Source organism: Agrobacterium sp. ST15.13.013 (assembly GCF_027956525.1).
Classification (GTDB): Bacteria; Pseudomonadota; Alphaproteobacteria; order Rhizobiales; family Rhizobiaceae; genus Agrobacterium; species Agrobacterium salinitolerans.
Genome location: NZ_JAQKGP010000002.1, coordinates 293,159 through 309,838, shown reverse-complemented (window position 1 = coordinate 309,838; position 16,680 = coordinate 293,159). Strand labels below are relative to the sequence as shown.

The 16,680-nt window shown below is 59.6% G+C and carries 14 protein-coding genes; 8 read left to right on the top strand and 6 right to left on the bottom strand.

Annotated elements, in window-relative coordinates:
* Positions 1 to 79 precede the first annotated feature (79 nt).
* From PL597_RS03290 to PL597_RS03280, 3 genes are all read right to left on the bottom strand, one after another.
* Positions 80 to 1,492: an FAD-binding oxidoreductase gene (locus PL597_RS03290; protein WP_271364587.1), complete on the bottom strand. Its 1,413-nt coding sequence runs from the start codon at positions 1,490 to 1,492 to the stop codon at positions 80 to 82.
* A 131-nt stretch (positions 1,493 to 1,623) separates the two neighbouring features.
* Positions 1,624 to 4,773 (bottom strand): efflux RND transporter permease subunit, encoded by a 3,150-nt coding sequence (locus tag PL597_RS03285; RefSeq protein WP_271364586.1) that lies wholly within the window; start codon positions 4,771 to 4,773, stop codon positions 1,624 to 1,626.
* Positions 4,770 to 5,936: an efflux RND transporter periplasmic adaptor subunit gene (locus PL597_RS03280; protein WP_269833422.1), complete on the bottom strand. Its 1,167-nt coding sequence runs from the start codon at positions 5,934 to 5,936 to the stop codon at positions 4,770 to 4,772. Before PL597_RS03280 ends, PL597_RS03285 begins: the two co-directional genes overlap by 4 nt.
* A 238-nt stretch (positions 5,937 to 6,174) precedes the next feature.
* Here PL597_RS03280 and PL597_RS03275 point away from each other — a divergent pair, with 238 nt between their 5' ends.
* The 3 genes from PL597_RS03275 (at position 6,175) to PL597_RS03265 (ending at position 10,078) form a co-directional block, all read left to right on the top strand.
* Complete coding sequence (locus tag PL597_RS03275) at positions 6,175 to 6,585, top strand: carboxymuconolactone decarboxylase family protein (RefSeq protein WP_077981702.1); 411 nt, start codon at positions 6,175 to 6,177, stop codon at positions 6,583 to 6,585.
* Between the two features lie 101 nt (positions 6,586 to 6,686).
* Positions 6,687 to 9,161, top strand: a complete 2,475-nt coding sequence (locus tag PL597_RS03270) for an ATP-dependent helicase (RefSeq protein ID WP_142911600.1) — start codon at positions 6,687 to 6,689, stop codon at positions 9,159 to 9,161.
* 104 nt (positions 9,162 to 9,265) lie between these two features.
* The gene (locus PL597_RS03265) at positions 9,266 to 10,078 is read left to right on the top strand and encodes a glycosyltransferase family 25 protein (protein ID WP_271364585.1); all 813 of its coding nucleotides are present in this window, start codon (positions 9,266 to 9,268) and stop codon (positions 10,076 to 10,078) included.
* Between the two features lie 193 nt (positions 10,079 to 10,271).
* On the opposite strand, the gene betI is transcribed toward PL597_RS03265, so the two are convergent.
* Positions 10,272 to 10,865, bottom strand: a complete 594-nt coding sequence (gene betI / locus PL597_RS03260) for a choline-binding transcriptional repressor BetI (RefSeq protein ID WP_077981774.1) — start codon at positions 10,863 to 10,865, stop codon at positions 10,272 to 10,274.
* A gap of 98 nt (positions 10,866 to 10,963) precedes the next feature.
* Between betI and PL597_RS03255 the strand changes: the two genes are divergently transcribed.
* The 4 genes from PL597_RS03255 to PL597_RS03240 all read left to right on the top strand — a co-directional run bounded on the left by PL597_RS03255 (position 10,964) and on the right by PL597_RS03240 (position 13,763).
* On the top strand, positions 10,964 to 11,902 hold the full coding sequence (locus tag PL597_RS03255) for a choline ABC transporter substrate-binding protein (protein WP_271364584.1): 939 nt from the start codon (positions 10,964 to 10,966) through the stop codon (positions 11,900 to 11,902).
* Complete coding sequence (locus PL597_RS03250) at positions 11,899 to 12,762, top strand: alpha/beta fold hydrolase (RefSeq protein ID WP_142911603.1); 864 nt, start codon at positions 11,899 to 11,901, stop codon at positions 12,760 to 12,762. Before PL597_RS03255 ends, PL597_RS03250 begins: the two co-directional genes overlap by 4 nt.
* Positions 12,763 to 12,858: 96 nt before the next feature.
* Positions 12,859 to 13,341 (top strand): DMT family transporter, encoded by a 483-nt coding sequence (locus tag PL597_RS03245; RefSeq protein WP_271364583.1) that lies wholly within the window; start codon positions 12,859 to 12,861, stop codon positions 13,339 to 13,341.
* Positions 13,338 to 13,763, top strand: a complete 426-nt coding sequence (locus PL597_RS03240; protein ID WP_271364582.1) for a DMT family transporter — start codon at positions 13,338 to 13,340, stop codon at positions 13,761 to 13,763. The genes PL597_RS03245 and PL597_RS03240 overlap by 4 nt, the downstream gene beginning before the upstream one ends.
* 61 nt (positions 13,764 to 13,824) lie before the next feature.
* Here the strand turns inward: PL597_RS03240 and PL597_RS03235 are convergent, their stop codons facing one another.
* Positions 13,825 to 15,105 carry a DUF2778 domain-containing protein gene (locus tag PL597_RS03235; RefSeq protein WP_271364581.1) on the bottom strand — a complete coding sequence of 427 codons (1,281 nt, stop codon included), beginning with the start codon at positions 15,103 to 15,105 and terminating at the stop codon, positions 13,825 to 13,827.
* Positions 15,106 to 15,563: 458 nt separating this feature from the next.
* Between PL597_RS03235 and pncA the strand changes: the two genes are divergently transcribed.
* A complete protein-coding gene (pncA, locus tag PL597_RS03230; RefSeq protein ID WP_003522349.1) occupies positions 15,564 to 16,190 on the top strand; it encodes a bifunctional nicotinamidase/pyrazinamidase in 627 nt (208 codons plus the stop codon).
* Positions 16,191 to 16,289: 99 nt separating this feature from the next.
* Here pncA and PL597_RS03225 read toward each other — a convergent pair whose 3' ends face one another.
* Entirely contained in the window at positions 16,290 to 16,526 is a 237-nt protein-coding gene (locus PL597_RS03225) for a DUF2164 domain-containing protein (protein ID WP_173989682.1), read from the bottom strand.
* Positions 16,527 to 16,680 lie beyond the last annotated feature (154 nt).

Genomic DNA, 16,680 nt, shown 5'->3' with positions numbered 1-16,680 from the left:
CCCTTCGTGAACGCTGCAAACCTATCCTTTTTTGCCTTAACGGCAAGCAGCCATTTGTACCAATCAAATATGAGAATGATCAGACAAGACGGAACAACTTGCCCGGATTGAAGATATTATCGGGATCGAGCGACGTTTTGATGGCACGCATCAGATCCAGTGCATTTCCCGCTTCTTCGGCCAGAAAACTCATCTTGCCCTGGCCGATGCCGTGTTCTCCGGTGCAGGTGCCGTCCATGGCGATAGCCCGGCGGTTGAGGCGGGCGACAAAGGCCTCGGTTTTCGCCACGCTTTCCGCGTCCTTGCCATCAAAGAGGATGAGGACGTGGAAGTTCCCGTCGCCCGCATGGCCGACGATGGGTGCGAGAAAGCCGTTTTCCTTGATATCCTGCTGCGTTTCCACCACGCAGTCCGCCAGCCGCGAAATCGGCACGCAGACATCGGTGGACAAACCGTCGAGATGTGGCGCGAGCGCCCGCGAAGCCCAATAGGCATCATGCCGGGCCTTCCACAGCTTGTTGCGCTCGGCCGCATCGCTGGTCCAGCGGAAATCGACGCTACCGCATTCCGCCGCGATCTCTGCAAATTGCTGCGATTGCAGGGCCGCCGTCTCTTCGGTGCCGTGGAACTCCACGAACAGCGTCGGTTTTTCCGCGTAGTTCAGGCCGGAATAGGCGTTGCAGGCCCGCACCTGCACTTCGTCCAGCAATTCGATGCGCGCAACCGGAACACCCATCTGGATCGTCATGATAACGGCGTCACAGGCCGCCTGAATACTGTCGAAGGTGCAGACGCCACCGGCGATCTTTTCCGGGATGCCCTGCAACCGCAGCGTAACCGAGGTCAGAACCCCAAGCGTGCCCTCGGCGCCGACGAAAAGCCGCGTCAGATCGTAACCGGCCGACGACTTGCGGGCACGGCGAGCAGTGCGGATTTCCTCACCATTGGCAACAACGGCGGTAACGGCCAGCACATTGTCCTTCATCGTGCCGTAACGCACGGCATTGGTGCCGGAGGCTCGCGTGGAGGCCATGCCGCCGATAGAGGCATTGGCACCCGGATCGATCGGAAAGAACAGGCCGGTATCACGCAGATAGACGTTAAGGTCCTCGCGCGTCACGCCCGGTTCCACCGTCACGTCAAGATCTTCGGCGTTTACCTCAATGATGCGATTCATCCGGCTGAAATCGATGCATATTCCGCCATCAGGCGCATTGACCTGCCCTTCCAGCGACGACCCCGTACCGAAAGGAATGACCGGCACCTTATAGAGCGCGCAGGCTTTCACCACGGCCTTCACGTCATCGGCGTTCTCGGCAAAAACGACACCATCAGGCGCCTGCAAGGTCAGATAGGTGGTGGTATGGCCATGCTGCTCGCGAAACGCCTGCCCGGTCTGGAGCTTGTCACCCAGTTGCTGTTTCAGTACCGCCAGTGCCAGGGCAATGCCCTCGTCGTTGCGTTTTCCCGCCACCACATCTTTCAGCGCCATCGTCCGTCTCCACCGCAACATCTGCCCTTAACGGATTCGATCCGTTACGAAATTTCGTCAGGTGGTATGGGATAAGGTTAAGGCTTTGTCCAGCATCGCAATTGCGCCGGACGGTAATTGGCGGCACCCATTTACTCCGCAGCAAGCAGCGGCTTGTCCTCTTCCAGCGCCTTCCGACGTGCTGCAAGTTCCAGTTCACGGTGGAGGCGGATTTCCTCATCCGCCTGCGGTTTGGCGAAACGGGCAATCAGCAGGTAGGATACCGGGGTGATGTAAAGCGTCACCAGCGTCGCAAAACCCAGACCGCCGACGATGACCCAGCCGAGTGCGATGCGCGCTTCCGCCCCCGCACCCTGCGCCAGCACCAGCGGCACGCCACCCAAAATGGTCGCGATCATTGTCATCATGACCGGGCGCAGGCGGATGCTGGTAGCTTTTTCGATGGCTTCGCGCACGGTGGCGCCCTGGTCTCGCAGATGGTTGGCGAATTCGACGATGAGAATGCCGTTCTTGGCCATGACGCCGACGAGCAGCACGAGACCGATCTGACTATAGACGTTGAGGCTCGATCCGGTGACCAGCAGCGCGATGACAGCGCAGGCAAGACCCAGCGGCACCGTGGACATGATGATGATCGAACTCAGCACACTTTCGAACTGCGCGGCCAGTACGAGGAAGATGATGGCGATAGCGAAACCGAAGGTCAGCAGCATGCCGCTCGAATTTTCCTCCAGCGTCGCCGCCTCACCGAGCGGCAGCAGACGCGCGCCTGGCGGCATCACGGATTGCGCAAGTTCGTTGACTTTTTGCAGCGCCTCGCCAAGCGAAACGCCGTCCTTCAGGTTGGCGGTAAAGCCGACGGAAGGAAGCTGCTGCTCGCGGTTGAGCTGCGGCGCAACCGCATTTTCCTTCAGCGTGGCGATCACCGACATCGGCACGATCTTGCCGTCGCCGGTTTTCAGAAAGACGTTTTCGAGATCGGTAGGGTCGTTGATCGGCCGCGTGGAAGACAGGAGGCGCACGGGGATCGCGTCGCCATCCACGAAGACATCCACAATCGAACGGCCTTCCAGCAGAGATTGCATCGCCCGTGACAGGCCGGTGATGTCGATGCCGAGATCGGACGCGCGCTCGCGGTCGATGGAGACGGATATCTGCGCCTGATTGGGCTCATTGTCGAAACGCGGCGTTACGAAAAGGCCGCTCTCTTCCATCGAAAGCAACAGCTTCTGCGTCGCCTCTGTAAGCGCTGCGTAATTGCTGCCGACCAACGCCATCTGCAGGCCGTTGCCGGCACCACGAATGCGCAGGCTGTTCGGCTGCATGGCATTGCCGCGCAAAGCCGGAACCCCGTTGGCGGCGGAGGTCACGTCAGCGGCAATCTGGTTCTGCGTACGCTCACGATCGGCCCAGGGCGCCAGCGTCAGCACCATGAAACCGGTATTGGAGGAACCGTTCATGCCGGTGATCGAATAGATATTGCGGATTTCCCCACTATCGCGCAGCGGCTGCAGATTTTCCTCGATCCGCTGCAACTGGTCGCGTGTATATTCGAGACTGACGCCCTGCGGCGCCGTGACCCGCATCATGATCGAAGAACGGTCCTCGCGCGGCGTCAATTCGTTCTGGATCATGCCGAAGGCGATCCACGACAGGGCGGAAAAACCGAGTGCCACGACGATGACGATCAGCGGATTGTTGAGGCAGGCCGCAAGGGTCATCCGGTAGGTGGAGGCAAAGACATTGCCGAACCATGCCAAAGGCCCCGTCGGTTCCTTCAACCCCTCTTTCAGCATGCGTGAGGCGAGCATCGGACAGAGCGTCAGCGCCACGATGGAGGAAAGGCCGACGGCGAAGGCCAGGACAAAACCGAATTCGCGGAAAAGGCCGCCAAGCTGACCGGGCAGAAACGACAGCGGAATGAAGACGGCGGCAAGCGTCGCCGTCGTTGCCAGAACGGCAAAGAACACCTCCTGCGTGCCCAGAACGGCGGCGGCACGCGGCCCCATGCCTTCCGTCCGGCGGCGCACGATATTTTCCAGCACCACAATGGCATCGTCCACCACCAGACCCGTCGCCAGAACGATGGCGAGAAGCGTCAGGATATTGACCGAGAAACCAACCATATAGATGGCGACGATAGTGCCGATCAGCGCCACCGGCATGGTGATCGCGGGAATGAGCGTTGCGCGCCAGTCACGCAGGAAGAGATAAAGCACCACCACGACAATGATCGCCGAGAGCCCGAGCGCCAGCTCGACTTCATGCAAGGCGCCCTGGATGAAAACGGCGTCATCGCTGGTGACGACGATGCGCGTGCCTTCAGGCAGGTTAGGCGTCATGGCGTCGACGGCCGCCTTGACACCGGATGAAATATTGAGCGTGTTGGACTGCGCCTGGCGGATGACGCCGAGGCCGACGCCCTGCACGCCGTTGGAACGCAAAGAGGTGGACTGGTCGTCCGCCCCCAGCATAACGGTTGCGACATCCCTGAGGCGGATATTGTTCTTGATGAGAAGATTGGAGAAGTCTTCAGGCGTCGTCAGGCTGGCCGTGGCGCGCACGACGATGTCCTGCGTCGTGCTTTTCAGCGATCCCGCCGGCACATCGAGGGCGGCGTTGGCAAGCGCGTTGGAAACATCCGTCACAGTCAGACCCCGGCTCGCCAATGCCGCCTGATTGAGATCCACCCGGAAAACCTTTTCCTGATCGCCGTAAAGCTCCACATCCGCCACGCCATCGACAGCGGCCAGACGGTCGATGATCTCGTCATCCACCAGCTTGGTCAGGTCTTCCATGCTGAGCGTGGACGAGGTGACGGCGAGACGCATGATCGGCTGGCTGTCGGAATCGGCCTTGATGATCTGCGGTTCGTCGGCATCGTCCGGCAACTGGTTGGTGACGCGGCCGATGGCGTCGCGCACATCGTTGGCGGCGACGGCCAGATCGACATTGTCGCCGAATTCCATCGTCACCCGGCTGGTGCCGAATTGCGAATTGGAAGAGATGGACTTCACGCCGCTGACCCGCGCCACAGCACCTTCAATGGTCTGCGTCACTTCCTGATCGATAGTCTCGGGCGCCGCCCCCTCATAGGTGGTCCTGACACTGATGATTGGCCGGTCGACATCCGGCAATTCGCGGACTTCGACGCCAACCAGAGCTGCGAGACCGGCAACGACCAGCAGCGTGTTGAGAACCGCTGCCAGGATCGGCCGGCGCACAAACAATGCCGTGAAGGTGAGCTTGGAATCCTTAACCGGGGGCGGCTGGGTCGTCATTGGCTGGCAACCTCCTCGGGCTTGGGCTGATTACCGACGCGGACCGCGCCCCCTTCGCGCACACGCTGCAGGCCCTCGATCACGACAGGCTCACCATCCGCCAGCTCCGCCTTGACCAGAACGGCATCAGGATTGCGCTGCACGATCTGCACCCGCACCTTGTTCGATTTATTATCGGCCACACGCCAGACATAGGAGCCTTGCGCATCCCACTGCACGGCCAGCGGGTCGACCGAGGCATAGGTTTCCCCGGCAAACCGCATGGTGACGCCGAAGGACATGCCTGCCCTCAGCTCGTCCTTCTCATTGCCGAACTTCGCCCGGATGCGGATTGTGCGGCTCGCCTCGTCGACGCGGTTGTCGACGGCCTCGACCTCACCCTTGAAGGTCTCACCCGGCCGGGAAATGGACGTTGCCTCTACCGGCATGCCGACCTCGATCGCGGTTGCGAACCGCTCGGGAGCCCAGAAATTGACGAGAATTTCGGACCGGTCGTCGATGCTGACGATGGTTGACTGCGTGGTGACGTTATCGCCTATATTGGCGGCGACGATACCCGCCACACCCTCTATCGGCGCAACGATGTCGCGGCGCTTGAGATTGAGTTCGGCAGTGCTCAGCGCAAGCTTGGCGGCTTCCTCGGCAATCTGCGCATCCAGCACATCGAGGCGGGAAACGGATTTCAGGTTCTTGTAGGAATTGGATTTTTCAACGGCGCTGCGCAGCGCCACCTGCGCCTTGTCGCGCTCGATCACCTGCTCTTCATCGTCGAGCCTCGCCAGCACCTGCCCTTTCACGACACGCGCGCCGGACGATGTGCGAATTTCGGAAAGCGTGCCGGAAGCCTGCGGCATGACGACAACCGATTGGATCGCCTCGCCATTGCCAATGGCGTTCAAACGGTCATTGACCGTGCCTTTCTTCACCGGGGCCGTCACCACCAGTGTGGCGTTGCCGTTGCGGCGCGCACCGCCGGCATTCTGCCCTGTGGACGCACCGGCCGCCGGGCCGCCGGTTGCGGCGACTTCAATCGCCCCGGCAGGCGTTTTGCCAAGCCCCATGCTGGCGAGCAGATTGCGGGCTTCGGGCGAATAGAAGCCCCAGAGACAGAGCCCCGCTCCGACCACGGCAACACTGACACCCACCTGTTTCCACACCCGCATATACTTCTCCGGTTGATCCACGCAGCATAAAGCATTCCCGCGAACACTCGTTCCGGGACAGAAACACTATTCCCGCTTGGCCAAGGCAAGGCAACGCACAAATCCGTTCCTTACGTAATTGTAATTTGGGCGCAAATGCCGCCCGGAGCAGCCAATCCGCAATCCATCCGTGCATTCCTGTCGCAAATATCCGCCATTGGGCTAATCTGCCCCCGAGACGCCATAACCGGAGTAAGCGATGAGCACCGTAACGAAGACCGAAAACCCGGAAACCGATCCTCGCGTCAAGGCGGTGTTCGATGACATCCGCGCCACCCGCAAATCGGATTTCATCAACAATATGTGGCTCTACCTCGCCTTCGATGCCGATCTGCTTGAAAAGACATGGGGTGAGGTCAAGGCGGTGATGGCGACACCTTCGGCGCTCGATCCCGTCGTGAAGGAAATGCTTTACATTGCCGTTTCCGTCACCAATGGCTGTTCCTATTGCGCCCATTCCCACACGGCCGCCGCCAAAGCCAGGGGCATGACGACAGATCAGCATGCCGATTTACTGCGCGTCATCGCGCTTGCCGCCAAGACCAACCAGCTTGCGGTCGCGCTGCAAGTGCCCGTTGACGCCGCTTTCGACGCCGACAGGCAGGCGTGATGCGAAAAAATGCCTTGGAATGGGCGTTTTGACTGATGATACCGGAATAAAAGCAGAACACGGTTCTGGCCTTTATATCCCGAATCACTACATTGGGCCGCATGAGCAACAGTTTTGACGATATGCCGTTCTTCGATGAGGAACCCACCGCACCGCGCAGGGCAACGAACAACGCCGGTGCGGAAAGCGGCGGCGGGCTTGGCATTGCTGCCCGCGCCATGGCGGCGCGCGATCAGACGCGTGCTGCACCCGACTATCTTTCCGGCCTCAACCCGGAACAGCGCGATGCCGTGGAAACGCTGGACGGACCCGTTCTCGTCCTCGCCGGCGCCGGCACCGGCAAGACCCGCGTTCTGACCACCCGCATCGCCCATATTCTCGCGACCGGCCGGGCCTATCCGAGCCAGATTCTTGCCGTGACCTTTACCAACAAGGCTGCCCGCGAGATGAAGGAACGTATCGGCGTTCTCGTCGGTGGCGCGGTCGAGGGCATGCCCTGGCTCGGCACGTTCCACTCCATCGGCGTCAAGCTGTTGCGGCGTCACGCCGAACTCGTCGGCCTGAAATCGGATTTCACCATCCTCGATACGGACGACGTGGTGCGGCTGATCAAGCAGCTCATTCAGGCCGAAGGTCTTGATGACAAGCGCTGGCCGGCAAAACAGTTCGCCGGCATGATCGACGGCTGGAAGAACAAGGGCCTGACGCCGCCGGATATTCCCGAGGGCGACAGCCGCGCCTTCGCAAATGGCAAAGGTCGTGAACTTTACACCGCCTATCAGAACCGCCTGAAAACGCTGAACGCCTGCGACTTCGGCGACCTTCTAATGCACCCGATCAGCATCTTCCGCCGCAACACGGATATTCTGAAGGAGTATCACCAGAAATTCCGTTACATTCTGGTGGACGAATATCAGGACACCAATACGGCGCAATATATGTGGCTCAGGCTTCTTGCCCAGCGCGCCAAGGGCGAGCCGCAAAACGTCTGCTGCGTCGGCGACGACGACCAGTCGATCTATGGCTGGCGCGGCGCGGAAGTGGACAATATCCTGCGCTTCGACAAGGATTTCCCTGGCGCCAAGGTGATCAAGCTCGAACGCAACTACCGTTCCACCGAGCATATTCTCGGCGCTGCCGGCCATCTGATCGCCCACAACGAGGGCCGTCTCGGCAAGACGCTGTTTACCGAGCGCAGCAGCCCTGACGATGAAAAGGTCGTGGTGCACGCAGCCTGGGATTCCGAAGAGGAAGCCCGCGCGGTCGGCGAGGAAATCGAACAGCTACAGCGCAAGAACCACAAGCTGAACGACATGGCCATCCTCGTACGCGCTTCCTTCCAGATGCGCGAATTCGAAGACCGTTTCGTCACGCTCGGCCTCAATTACCGCGTCATCGGCGGCCCGCGCTTTTATGAGCGTCTCGAAATCCGCGATGCCATGGCCTATTTCCGCCTCGTCTGCCAGCCGGCCGACGATCTGGCCTTCGAGCGGATCGTCAACACGCCGAAACGCGGCCTTGGTGACACGACCATCCGCAACCTGCACGACTATGCCCGCGCCCGCGATATTCCGATGCTGGCGGCCGCGGCCGATATCATCGAAACCGACGAGCTGAAGCCGAAGGCGCGCAAGGCGCTGTTCGATGTGGTGCAGGATTTCCGCCGCTGGCAGGGCCTCTTGGAAAACACCGAACACACCACGCTTGCCGAGCAGATTCTCGACGAAAGCGGCTATACCGCCATGTGGCAGGCCGACAAGACGGCAGAAGCCCCCGGACGCCTTGAGAACCTGAAGGAACTCATCCGCTCGATGGAAGCCTTTGAAAGCATGCGCGGATTCCTCGAGCATGTCGCACTCGTGATGGATGCCGAGCAAAACGAAAATCTCGATGCCGTCTCCATCATGACGCTGCACTCCGCCAAGGGTCTGGAATTCGACACCGTCTTCCTGCCCGGCTGGGAAGAAGGCCTGTTCCCGCACCAGCGGGCGCTGGACGAAGGCGGGCGCTCCGGTCTTGAGGAAGAACGTCGTCTTGCCTATGTCGGTATCACCCGTGCCAAGAAACTCTGCCATATCTGGTTCGTGTCGAACCGGCGCATTCACGGGCTGTGGCAATCCACCCTGCCCTCACGTTTCCTCGATGAATTGCCGCCCGCCCATGTGGATGTCGCGGCATCCGATAGCAATTACGGCGGTTATGGCGGACGTGGCGGCTACGGCCAGTCGCGCTTCGACAAGGCCGATCCCTTCACTAACAACTACTCCACCCCCGGCTGGAAGCGCGCGCAGCAGAACCGCAGCGACGCCACCCGCGACAATTGGGGCACCCGCTCCGGCCATGCGGTGGAACGGATCGGTTATGGCGAAAGCGGCCCGCGCACCCGCACTATAGATGGCGAACTGGTGGCCAAATCCGTGGCTGACAAGCCCTCGAAATTCTTCGTCGGCGACCGCGTTTTCCACATCAAGTTCGGCAATGGCAATATTTCCGCCATTGAGGGCAACAAGCTGACCATCGACTTCGATCGCGCCGGCCAGAAGCGCGTGCTGGATGGATTTGTGGAAAAGGTTTGATTCGACAACCATGAATGCCCGCGGACCGCTTTTTCCATAGCCCACATCATTCTGTTGCAATAAAGGAGTTGCGATGGAGACATGAAAACCGGGCGAGGACTGCTTTGCATATATTACCAAAAAGCCAGCGCACGCTTGCGGTTTTCCTGATCAATATGGACAGCGCCACAAAGCGCCTTGCCGACATGAACGCCCGCCTCGACGCCATGGGGCTGAAAGCGGAGCGTGTGCCCGGCGTCAATGGCAGGGAACTGAATTACCCCATCCCGGAATTCAGTGAGCTCTCCTACATGCTGATGCATGGCCGCCGCACCTCGCCGCCGGAAATCGGCTGTTATCTCAGCCATGTCGCCTGCGCCAATAAATTCATGGCGGGCGATGCCGATATCGCGCTCATCCTTGAGGATGACGTGGTCTTCGACGATGATTTTCTCAACGCCATCGACGAGGCGGTGTTGAACGGCGGTGACTGGGATTTGCTACGGCTCACGACGGTCAGCAATGGCCGGAAATTTCCGTTCCGCCCGCTTTCCAACGGTCGCTCTCTCGCCGTTGCGCTCACACGGGAAAAAGGATCGGGAGCCTATCTCGTCAACCGCCGCGCCGGAAAATGGATATCGAAGCTGATCCCCATGCGGCTCGCCTATGACATCGCATTCGATCTGGAATATCTAGCGGGGCTGAAGGCGGCCTTCCTCTACCCGCTCTGCGCGACGCAGGATGCGGACGGGGAGAGCCAAATCCAGAATAATCTGCGCATCTACCGCCTGCCGCGCTGGCGCTATTTCACCGTTTTGCCCTATCGCGCCTATCTGGAAACCAGCCGATTCCTGTTGCGCGGCATTCGCTTCGCCGTCGCCAAGGCGCGCGTTGCACTTGAAGGCAGAAAGCGAAAGACCTTACCCGCCGGCCATTGACCCGCCGGATCAGGCCTCTCCGGGCGTGAAGCCGATGAGATAAATCGCCGCGACCACGGCTGCGAGAATAAAAAGCGAAATGACGAAAATCGTCATCCTGTTCAATGGTTTGCGTGTCGTTTTCTTCATGCCGGAATAATGCGGAAGACGAAGGCTGGTTCCATCACAGCTCTTGCCTTTGGCACGGCGAGCCTTAGACGGCCGATTCCGGGTTTGGTAATCTGTGTGACAGGTAGTCATGCATTTGGGCCATCGCCTCCTCTCTCGACAGCCCTCCAGATTGCAGACCGGACCGCAGCCATAGCCCGTCGATCAGCGTGGTGATGCCAAGGGCGACAGGCTCACAGTCCTCTTGCGGCAAGAGATGCCTTAGTGCGGAGAGCAGATTCGAGCGCATGCGCGCATGGATCACCTTCTGGATGCGCGCAAGCTGCGGCTCGCGGGGAATCTCAGCGCACAGTGAAAGCCAGGCATGGCAGATCGATGGCTGGAAAAAGCTCTCGTCGAAATTGCCTTCGATAATCGCGTCGAGCCTTTCACGAGGACTGGAGGCGCGTTTGAGGCGTGCAACGACGACCTCCGCCAACTTCAAATTGGCCTCCCGCATCGCATGTTCGAACAGTTCCTGCTTGCTGGCGAAATAATGCAGCACGATTCCTTTGGAGGCGCCGGCTTGTGCCGCGACCCTCTCGAGCGTCGCCCCCGCCATCCCCTCTTTCTGCAGCACTTCAAACGCCGCGCGTCTCAGTTCGGCGCGGCGAATATCGCTTATTTTAGTGAGTCGCATTTCGATCTCCTTGCAAAAGCACATTGACAAATTTTCCGGAAAGATCAATTATTGTCCCACCGGTCAATTTAGTAACCGCTAAGATAAAAGGTTGCCTCATGAGAAGATGGGTGGAGTTTTTTTCGGCGGCGGCATTTATTGCGGCGGGACAAAGCGCCGCTTTCGCGGCCGATCCGCAAGCCTGCAAAATCGTGCGCATGGCCGAACCAGGGTGGAATGACCTCGCCTTCACGACCGGTATAGCCACTACGCTTTTGAAGGCTTTGGGTTACGAGCCGCAAAGCCAGTTGCTCGGAATTGACGTCATCTACACCAGTCTGAAGACCAGGGACCTCGACGTTTTCCTCGGTTACTGGGATCCGGCGATGGTCAATTATTACAAGCCCTACAAGGAAGATGGATCGGTCGAAAAAGTCCGCACCAACCTCGTGGGCGCCAAGTACACCTTCGCCGTGCCGGCCTATGCCTGGGAGGCCGGCGTCAGGGACTTCACCGACCTGCAGAAATTTGCCGACAAGTTCGACAGAAAACTCTACGGCATCGAACCCGGTTCGAACCAGTTGATGCTGGACGCCGTCAACGATCCGTCGCTCGGCCTCAAAGACTGGGAGGTCGTTGAATCCAGCGAACAGGGCATGCTTTCCCAGGTAGCGCGCTTTAGCCGCAACAAGTCTTTCATCGTCTTCCAGGGCTGGGCGCCGCACCCGATGAACAGCAAATTCGACATGAAATATCTGACGGGCGGCGACAAATTCTATGGACCCAACTTTGGTGCGGCCACCGTCGATACCCAGGTCCGCAAAGGGTATACGCAGGAATGCACCAACGTAGCCAAGCTGCTCCAAAACCTGGAATTTGATGTCGAATACGAAAATAAGTGCATGGACCTGATCATGAACGGCGGCCTGTCGCCGGAGGACGCGGCGGCACAGGCGCTCAAGGCGGAACCGCAACGGCTTGAGACATGGTTGAAAGACGTGTCTACCTTTGACGGTCAGAACGGTCTTGCAGCCGTCAAGGCGGGTCTCGGCCTATGACGTCGGTTTATCTTGACGATTGGGAAAAGCGCAAACGTTACATAGAGTTGCCGCGCAAGCGCCGACTGTCCTTTATAGACACCGGCGGCCCCGGCCCGGTGCTGTTGATGCTGCACGGGTTTTCCGACACCAGCCGCAGCTTTTCTGTCCTCGAACCGTATTTCCAGGAATACCGGCTGATTGCTCCTGACCTACCCGGCCACGGTGCATCCTCCTTGGGTCACGGTTTTCACGTCTCGGACTTCGCGGAAACGATAGATCACTTCCTGACGCTCATGGGCATCTCGCGCTTCTTTCTGCTTGGCCATTCCATGGGTGCGATGACGTCAATCGAACTGGCCTCCCGGCGGCCCCATTCCGTCCGCGCGCTCACTCTGATCTCGGGCACGCTGGAACCCGACTTCGGTGCCGAAAGCAGGCTTTCCAGGGATATTCTTGCGCTGCGCGATCCAATCAAGCCGGCCGACGGTTTCCTAAGTGACTGGTATTCCTGCTGCCATCCCGTCAGCGACGAATTCCTCTCCTTCATGAAGCGGGACGCGGCAAATATGCCCGCATCGACATGGCATGGCGTTTTGAAGGCCTTCGGAGAAACGAACCTGCACCACAGCGCATCCAAAATAAATGCACCGATACTTTGCCTTTCCGGTTCTGAAGACCCTCTGTTCGACGAAACCCATCAGCGGCAACTCACCGAGGCGTTTCCCACCGCGCAAAGCGTGACGCTACCGGGCCATGGCCACAATCCACATTGGGAAGACCCGAAATGTGTTTCCACATTGATTACAGAGTTCCTCGCCGAAGTGATGACAGACGCCATCCCGGTTCGCAGCGTTGAGGCATCCGCTCGAGGGAGCTGACGCTCTCCGTATGAATTCAGGAAACATGGAGAATTCGATTTCGCTTGCGGCGCCGATGCGATAACGCTTCCGAGCGTGAACAAAATTCGGCCGGCCATGACAAACACGACGCATCCTCGCCTCAACCCGCTACATCTCACCGCCGCCTTCGCAAGCGGCTGTCTTTTGACATTGATGGTGCATTTCAACGGTCAGCTTGCCCATTACGGCAATGCGCTGTTTTCGTCCTGGACAGCGCATGGCACCGGCACGGTGGCAGCGCTGATCTATCTCGCCATCATGCGTCCGAAGGAAGACGCCGGCGCGGCAGAAAGACCGAAAGCGCCGTTATGGGCCTATTGCGGCGGGGTCGTGGGTGCGGCCATCGTCATTCTCACCTCCACCGCCGTCAATTCGCCTTTGGCGCTCTCGGGCACCATTGCGCTCGGGCTTGGCGGACAGGTGATTTTCAGCCTGTTGGCTGATCTCTTCGGCCTGTTCGGCCTGCCCAAAAGAAAGCCGGACCTGCGGGACATGGCGGCGGTGGCGCTCATTCTCTGCGGCAGCGCGCTTATCATCCTTGTCGGGAGAACGACATGATCACCTGGATCGCCATGGCTTTTACCGGCGGCGTCTTCGTGGCGCTGAGCCGCCAGATCAACGGCCGCCTCAGCCTGTCAAACTCGCCGCTCATCGCGTCGTTCTGGAACCATATCGTCGGTTTCGCCGTGCTGACGGTCATCGGCCTCATCGTCGGCGGCCTCATTCCGCCGGGCGCGGCCGATGCGCCCTGGCTTGCCTTTATCGGCGGGCCTATCGGCGTCGTCTTCATCGCTTCGGGAAGCTGGCTCATTCCGCGCATCGGTGCGGTCAATACCGCCCTTCTGGTCATCAGCGGCCAGATGGTTTCAGGCGTGGTTCTCGATCTTTTCGGCGACCATCCGCCGAAACTCTGGGCAAGCGCACTCGGCATCCTGCTCATCATCGCCGGTATGGTGCTGACACAGCGGCGCGGCCGATAGAGCATTTCCAACAGAAGTCGCAACGGCTCTACGCCCGGAGAATGCACAGAATCAGGAAAGCTCAGGAATCGCTGTCGCGCGAGAACATGCCGAGCAATGTCTTGCCGCCGCTTTTACCGCCGCTGCTCGCAAGTGTCGGGCGGTTGCCGTTCAACTTCGGCACCACGACCATGCGCTTGACTTCGCCACGCTTGAAGGCCGCCAGAAAGCGCGGGTAATCGCGAAATACCACGCAGCCATTCGATTCGCCGCGTTTCGCCAGCATGTAGGTATGCGCCAGAAGACCGTCACGGCCATGCGGGTTAACACCGTTTTCGGGCGTCAGGCGAATGGCTTCAACGCCGTGGAATCGCGCCTCGCGCATCGTCAGACGATAGCTGGAAGGCGGCGTCGAGCCGCGCATCTTCACATGCACGTAATCGGGATTGTCGCGCATCTTGCCAATGCCGGAATGCGCTTCGAGCTTCTCGCCATTCGGCATATGCACGATACCGGAGGAAATATCGTAGATCGCCGTGCCGTTGCCGCGATCCGGCCACGGAACCGCATCCATCTTGCTCGGTTGACGTATCGGATTGTCAGGCTTCGCAAAAGCGAGCATGGCGCCGGTGCTCTGCTTCGGCGGCGCAGGCGCCCTCAGGGGAACCGGCGCATCGAAAGCCGGTGCCGAAGCAACGGCCGGACCATGTTCATTGGACGGTGCCGCGGGACGCGGTGACGGTTCAACGGTCTGAGCCGTCGCAACCTCGGGACGGAAGCTCGGCAGCGGCACATCATCGGGCAGCAGGCTGCTTGCCTCTTCCTCGATCTGCGGCCGCGCCAGCGCCACTTCAAATGCCGGATGCTGCGGAACGGCGCCCTGATAGGCAACCTCGGAGGTGCGACCCAGCGCCGAATCGACGATCGCCGACGGCTTGAGCGCGGCAAGCTGCGTCACCGTCGCCTGCCCTTTTGCATTGGCAGCCGCGCCAAAGCGCTCGCCGAATTCCTTCGCACCGATCTCGGGGAGGATGCCGGCGAGGCGAACCGCCTTCTGCTGGCCATGGCTGTGGTCGCTCAAACGGGAAAACTTGCGCACGTGAATATCCCGCCCGGCCGCGTGGGCAATTGCCGTCTCAGTGGAAGCGAATTGCGTCACCAGCGTCTTTTCAAACTGCCCGACACCATGCGAAGCGGCAGCCATGCTGTGCAGCGAGGCGAAGGCGGCAAAGGCGAAAAGGCTGGCAAAGGCGCCGCCGCCGAGAAGAGCGGACATTCGGCCGAACGAAAAGGATTTGCCTCTTTTGACGGAATACGAACCGGCAAGACCGGCGCCATTATAGGCCGCAGCAGAAAACGCCATGATACTCGTTACTCGAACCGTTCACGCACACCCGGCCGACGCCGGAGGGATTTTTGGACATCCGAAGGGCGGGCAAACACCACGCCGGTTTCGGAACTGACTGGTTCGAAGCATGACGAATTATGGTAACCAAAGTGTTTACGAGTCCCTGCAAAAATATTTCGTTAAGGTCTGCACATTGGAAGGCGAAGGCAAAACAATGACTTGCGCGGGTACTGCGTGCATCCGCACGGCATCGTCCCGGAAAATGCCCCTCAAAAGGGGCGTCATCGGCCCAAAAAATTTCCGCCGCCGCATTGTCAGGTAAGTTCCGACTTGGCCAGAAATTTGCTGCAAATGCGGCAGGACTGCGACAAGGCAAACAGCTGGCCGACGCACTTGTGCCGGCCGGATGGGTCGAAAGGGACTTGATCCGTCAAAGCCGGCTTGGCATCCTGCCCTGAAAAGGGAGGCACATCATGAAGGCGCTGTTGCTCATCGATATCCAGAACGGTTTTTGCCCGGGCGGAAATCTGGCCGTTGCCGATGGCGACAGGGTCGTACCCATCGCCAATGCCCTGATCGACAATGGCGGCTACGATCTCATCGTCGCCTCACAGGACTGGCACCCGGAAAATCACGGCAGCTTCGCGTCCCAGCATCCCGGCAAGAAACCCTTCGACATGGGTGAACTCTCCGGCAAACCGCAGATGATGTGGCCGGACCATTGCGTGCAGGGCACGCCGGATGCAGAATTCCACCCTGACCTCAAAACGGACGCCTTCGATTATATTCAGCAGAAGGGCGAAAACCCCGCCGTCGACAGCTATTCCGCCTTTCGCGACAATGACCAGGGCGCGACGACGGGACTGGCGGACTATCTGAGCCGTCAGGGTGTCACACAACTCGACGTGTGCGGCCTTGCCACCGATTATTGCGTCAGTTTTTCGGTGCTCGATGCCCTCGACATGCTGCCTGGTGTGAATGTCCGTTTTATAGAAGATGCCAGCCGCGGCATCGATCCGCAGGGCATCAAGGCCGCGATTTCGACGATGCGGGAAAAAGGCGCGGCCATTCTCAAAAGCCGCGACATTTTGCGGGACTAGGGCCCGTCGGGTTCAAAAACCGAACGCTACCGGACAGGACGGATCCCTTGCTCCCCCTCCCTCCTGTGACGAGCACAGGGATGAGGAAGGAGAGCGCCATTAGCGCGGCTTCGGCTTCTCCAGCACGTCGATATCGCCTGCCGCATCCTCAAGGCGTCTCAAGATCGCGGCATGTGCATCCCTAAGCCCCTCATTATAAAAAACATGCCCCAGCTCCTCGGCCAGAAAATCCACAAAGATTTCCGCCTGCAGCTGGCCGATCTCAGCTTCGGTCTCCCGGGCGAGATAAGCCCTGATGCGTCCGGCCAGATCGGCCTTGTCCTGCTTTTCCAGCATCGATCTTCCATCGTCTGACTATTGAGGGATACGGCAGGAAGGCGGTGAATCCGTCCGTCCGGCACCGGCCATATCGGGCGTTACCGTAACGGAAGCTTCAAGTTAATCAATCGATCCATTCATGCAATTCGTTTGCCAGCCGGACGGGACGGCG